Source organism: Brevibacterium sp. Mu109 (assembly GCF_900169375.1).
GTDB classification, from domain to species: Bacteria; Actinomycetota; Actinomycetes; order Actinomycetales; family Brevibacteriaceae; genus Brevibacterium; species Brevibacterium yomogidense_A.
On sequence record NZ_FXZF01000063.1, the window covers coordinates 1 to 5,714 of the forward strand.

The following is a 5,714-nucleotide window of genomic DNA, read 5'->3' on the forward strand; positions in this document are numbered from 1 at the left end:
CCCTCAACCAACCAAACAAAGAATATTGCGGCAGTGACTTACTCTCCCACACCCTATCGAGTGCAGTACCATCAGCGCTGGCAGGCTTAGCTTCCGGGTTCGGAATGGGACCGGGCGTTTCCCTACCGCTATAACCACCGCAAAAACACGGGACACACACGCGCGCGTGTGCACAATGCCTCACACACCCCCACAAACCACCAGGGGATGGTGGACCAAAGTCAATTCATACGTGGACGCGAACACACCACACACAAACCCACCAGGAGTCGTGTGTGACGCAGTAAAAAACAATGTTGTTGAGTGTTTAACTCGTGTTACCCGACCCGCAACCACCCCACCAAAAAGTGTGGGGGCCACACTCCCCTTTTGAAAGGAGTGTACTTGGATGAGTGATCGGTGTATTAGTACCAGTCAGCTCCACGCATTGCTGCGCTTCCACATCTGGCCTATCAACCCTGTGGTCTACAGGGCACCTCAAAGGAAATCTCATCTTGAAGCAGGCTTCCCGCTTAGATGCTTTCAGCGGTTATCCTTCCCGAACGTAGCCAACCAGCCATGCACCTGGCGGTACAACTGGCACACCAGAGGTTCGTCCGTCCCGGTCCTCTCGTACTAAGGACAGCCCTTCTCAAATTTCCTACGCACGCAGCGGATAGGGACCGAACTGTCTCACGACGTTCTAAACCCAGCTCGCGTACCGCTTTAATGGGCGAACAGCCCAACCCTTGGGACCGACTCCAGCCCCAGGATGCGACGAGCCGACATCGAGGTGCCAAACCATGCCGTCGATATGGACTCTTGGGCAAGATCAGCCTGTTATCCCCGAGGTACCTTTTATCCGTTGAGCGACCGCGATTCCACAATCCACGGCCGGGTCACTAGTCCCAGCTTTCGCTCCTGCTCGACACGTCCGTCTCACAGTCAAGCTCCCTTGTGCACTTACACTCGACACCTGATTGCCAACCAGGCTGAGGGAACCTTTGGGCGCCTCCGTTACTCTTTAGGAGGCAACCGCCCCAGTTAAACTACCCATCAGGCACTGTCCCTGGACCCGATCAGGGCCCGAAGTTAAGGAATCCAGCATAGCCAGAGTGGTATTTCAACGATGACTCCACACACACTAGCGTGCATGCTTCACAGTCTCCCACCTATCCTACACAAGCCATACCGAACACCAATACCAAACTATAGTGAAGGTCTCGGGGTCTTTCCGTCCTGCTGCGCGTAACGAGCATCTTTACTCGTAGTGCAATTTCGCCGAGTTCGTGGTTGAGACAGTGGAGAAGTCGTTACGCCATTCGTGCAGGTCGGAACTTACCCGACAAGGAATTTCGCTACCTTAGGATGGTTATAGTTACCACCGCCGTTTACTGGGGCTTAAATTCTCCGCTTCGACCACAAGTGGTCTAACAGGTCCTCTTAACCTTCCAGCACCGGGCAGGCGTCAGTCCGTATACATCGACTTACGTCTTCGCACGGACCTGTGTTTTTAGTAAACAGTCGCTTCTCCCTGGTCTCTGCGGCCACCACCAGCTCACCACCGCAAAGATGGATCACCAGGATGGCCCCCCTTCTCCCGAAGTTACGGGGGCATTTTGCCGAGTTCCTTAACCACGATTATCTCGATCGCCTTAGTATTCTCTACCTGACCACCTGAGTCGGTAATAGGGTACGGGCGGCTGGAACCTCACGTCGATGCTTTTCTCGGCAGCATAGGATCACCGGATCACCCACCAAAGTGGGCGCCCATCAGCTCTCAGACACAAACCCGGCGGATTTACCTACCAGGAGTCCTACAACCTTAGACCACGACTACCATCGCGCGGCCCGGCTACCTTCCTGCGTCACACCTGTTAATACGCTTACCTACTACACGCTCAGGTCCCTTCCTCAATCCAACACCCCGACCCGAAGGTCAGGGAGGAACATCAGAAGGTTAGTATCACATGCCTCGGTATGGGCGGTTCTTCGCCGGTACGGGAATATCAACCCGTTGTCCATCGACTACGCCTGTCGGCCTCGCCTTAGGTCCCGACTTACCCAGGGCGGATTAGCCTAGCCCTGGAACCCTTGGTCATCCGGCGGAAGGGTTTCTCACCCTTCTTTCGCTACTCATGCCTGCATTCTCACTCGCATAGCCTCCACCACTGGGTCACCCCGCAGCTTCACCGGCCACACGACGCTCCCCTACCCAATACCACACCTCAACCAAACACCCACAAGGAATGTCGGCTCGGATACGCGTGGTACTGCCACAACTTCGGCGGTGTGCTTAAGCCCCGCTACATTATCGGCGCGGAATCACTTGACCAGTGAGCTATTACGCACTCTTTCAAGGATGGCTGCTTCTAAGCCAACCTCCTGGTTGTCTTCGCAACTCCACATCCTTTCCCACTGAGCACACGCTTAGGGGCCTTAGTTGGTGGTCTGGGCTGTTTCCCTCTCGACTACGAAGCTTATCCCCCGCAGTCTCACTGCCATGCTTACACTTACCGGCATTCGGAGTTTGGCTGACGTCAGTAACCCGGTGGGGCCCATCGGCCATCCAGTAGCTCTACCTCCGGCAAGAAACACACAACGCTGCACCTAAATGCATTTCGGGGAGAACCAGCTATCACAGAGTTTGATTGGCCTTTCACCCCTAACCACAGGTCATCCCCTCCATTTTCAACTGAAGTGGGTGCGGGCCTCCACGACGTCTTACCATCGCTTCACCCTGCCCATGGCTAGATCACTCCGCTTCGGGTCTAGGACACGCGACTCAATCGCCCTATTCGGACTCGCTTTCGCTACGGCTACCCCCCAAGGGTTAACCTCGCCACGTGCCGCTAACTCGCAGGCTCATTCTTCAAAAGGCACGCCATCACCCCAACAAGGAGGCTCTGACGGATTGTAAGCGCATGGTTTCAGGTACTATTTCACTCCCCTCCCGGGGTACTTTTCACCATTCCCTCACGGTACTATCCGCTATCGGTCATCAGGAAGTATTTAGCCTTACCAGGTGGTCCTGGCAGATTCACACGGGATTTCACGGGTCCCGTGCTACTCGGGTATCACCACACACGCCAGACAGCTGTTTCGCCTACGGGACTCTCACCCACTACGGTCACGTTTCCCACCGTGTTCGACTACAACCACCACAACGCGTCTCCCTCATGCTGGAGAAAGACGGGCAACCCCACAACACCGCGCATGCAACACCAGCACGCTTGACACACACACGGTTTAGGCTGGTCCGCGTTCGCTCGCCACTACTAACGGAATCACAATTGTTTTCTCTTCCTGTGGGTACTGAGATGTTTCACTTCCCCACGTTCCCTCCACACACCCTATATATTCAGATGCGGGTCACGACACATAACATGCCGCGGGGTTTCCCCATTCGGACACCCTCGGATCACCGTTCGTTTATCAACTCCCCGAGGCTTATCGCAGATTACCGCGTCCTTCATCGGCTCCTGATGCCAAGGCATCCACCATGCGCTCTTGAACACTCACACCACCACCACACAACAGTGCATACGGGCAGCGCGAGTCGGATAACACAAGAAACACAACAACAACAAAAATTACACAGAACACCACAACCACACCCACCCAACAAGGATGAGGCACAGTCATGATGCCCAGATGCTCGCGTCCACTATGAAAAAACCAGATCCACAACCAGACACCCACCCACACACCCCCACCAACGCGGGAGCCCATGAACAGAGCCGGCCACGAGAGACACACACACCACCCACAGACCCTCACCACACCCACACGCATGCGGAATGCAGAAAGAGCTGCAGGGGCCTGTTCTCCCAGGACCCAACAGCGTGTTTGCCCCACACCCACCAACCACACAGGGCCAGTAGACGCAGGAAGAATCTGATGATGTTCCACCCATGAGCAACCACTGCACACACGAACGGCATGCACGTGGCCACACCCACCCACAACACAAAGTGCGCAGGCGGTTCTGTGATGCTCCTTAGAAAGGAGGTGATCCAGCCGCACCTTCCGGTACGGCTACCTTGTTACGACTTAGTCCCAATCACCAGTCCCACCTTCGACGGCTCCCCCCACAAGGGTTGGGCCACCGGCTTCGGGTGTTACCGACTTTCGTGACTTGACGGGCGGTGTGTACAAGGCCCGGGAACGTATTCACCGCAGCGTTGCTGATCTGCGATTACTAGCGACTCCGACTTCACGTAGTCGAGTTGCAGACTACGATCCGAACTGAGATCGGCTTTCTGGGATTCGCTCCACCTCACGGTCTCGCAACCCTTTGTACCGACCATTGTAGCATGCGTGAAGCCCAAGACATAAAGGGCATGATGATTTGACGTCATCCCCACCTTCCTCCGAGTTGACCCCGGCAGTCTCCTATGAGTTCCCACCATCACGTGCTGGCAACATAGAACGAGGGTTGCGCTCGTTGCGGGACTTAACCCAACATCTCACGACACGAGCTGACGACAACCATGCACCACCTGTACACCAGCCCAAAGGGCTGAACCATCTCTGGCACATTCCGGTGTATGTCAAGCCTTGGTAAGGTTCTTCGCGTTGCATCGAATTAATCCGCATGCTCCGCCGCTTGTGCGGGCCCCCGTCAATTCCTTTGAGTTTTAGCCTTGCGGCCGTACTCCCCAGGCGGGGCACTTAATGCGTTAGCTGCGGCGCGGAACTCGTGGAATGAGCCCCACACCTAGTGCCCAACGTTTACGGCATGGACTACCAGGGTATCTAATCCTGTTCGCTCCCCATGCTTTCGCTCCTCAGCGTCAGTAACAGCCCAGAGTCCCGCCTTCGCCACCGGTGTTCCTCCTGATATCTGCGCATTTCACCGCTACACCAGGAATTCCAGACTCCCCTACTGCACTCTAGTCCGCCCGTACCCACTGCACGCGCAAGGTTGAGCCTTGCGTTTCCACAGCAGACGCGACGGACCGCCTACGAGCTCTTTACGCCCAATAATTCCGGACAACGCTTGTACCCTACGTATTACCGCGGCTGCTGGCACGTAGTTAGCCGGTACTTCTTCTGCAGGTACCGTCACCTCGAAAGGCTTCTTCCCTACTGAAAGAGGTTTACAACCCGAAGGCCGTCATCCCTCACGCGGCGTCGCTGCATCAGGGTTTCCCCCATTGTGCAATATTCCCCACTGCTGCCTCCCGTAGGAGTCTGGGCCGTGTCTCAGTCCCAGTGTGGCCGGTCGCCCTCTCAGGCCGGCTACCCGTCGTCGCCTTGGTAGGCCTTTACCCCACCAACAAGCTGATAGGCCGCGAGCCCATCCCCAACCGAAAAACTTTCCACACTCTGACCATGCGGCCAAGTGTCATATGCGGTATTAGACCCAGTTTCCCGGGCTTATCCCGCAGTCAGGGGCAGGTTACTCACGTGTTACTCACCCGTTCGCCACTCATCCACCCACAGCAAGCTGCGAGCTTCAGCGTTCGACTTGCATGTGTTAAGCACGCCGCCAGCGTTCGTCCTGAGCCAGGATCAAACTCTCCAAAAATAAACATGTTTTCAGACAGGTCAATCACCTGGCCAAGAAATCAACAAGCTGCTAAAAAAGCTACATTATTGAAATCCCAGCAAATAAATAACTGGCATCATCAAAAACAAACAAACACGCTATTGAGTTCTCAAAGAACAGACACACAAACCGATCCAACCAGACACAAACAACGCCCAGCCCTCACCGAAAGGTGCTCTCC

1 protein-coding gene and 3 rRNA genes are annotated in these 5,714 nt (G+C 55.5%); 1 reads left to right on the forward strand and 3 read right to left on the reverse strand.

Features of this window, described 5'->3' with window-relative positions; translation table 11 throughout:
• Nucleotides 1-25 precede the first annotated feature (25 nt).
• The 3 genes from rrf to BSP109_RS16210 all read right to left on the reverse strand — a co-directional run bounded on the left by rrf (nucleotide 26) and on the right by BSP109_RS16210 (nucleotide 5,512).
• Nucleotides 26-142, reverse strand: a 5S ribosomal RNA gene (gene rrf, locus BSP109_RS16200).
• 242 nt (nucleotides 143-384) lie between these two features.
• A 23S ribosomal RNA gene (locus BSP109_RS16205) occupies nucleotides 385-3,503 on the reverse strand.
• Nucleotides 3,504-3,983: 480 nt separating this feature from the next.
• Nucleotides 3,984-5,512 (reverse strand): 16S ribosomal RNA (locus tag BSP109_RS16210).
• The 16S, 23S and 5S rRNA genes sit together here, the layout of an rRNA operon.
• Nucleotides 5,513-5,517: 5 nt before the next feature.
• Here BSP109_RS16210 and BSP109_RS17560 point away from each other — a divergent pair.
• Nucleotides 5,518-5,714: hypothetical protein (locus tag BSP109_RS17560; RefSeq protein ID WP_218777932.1), on the forward strand; the 197-nt coding region annotated here is incomplete at its 3' end.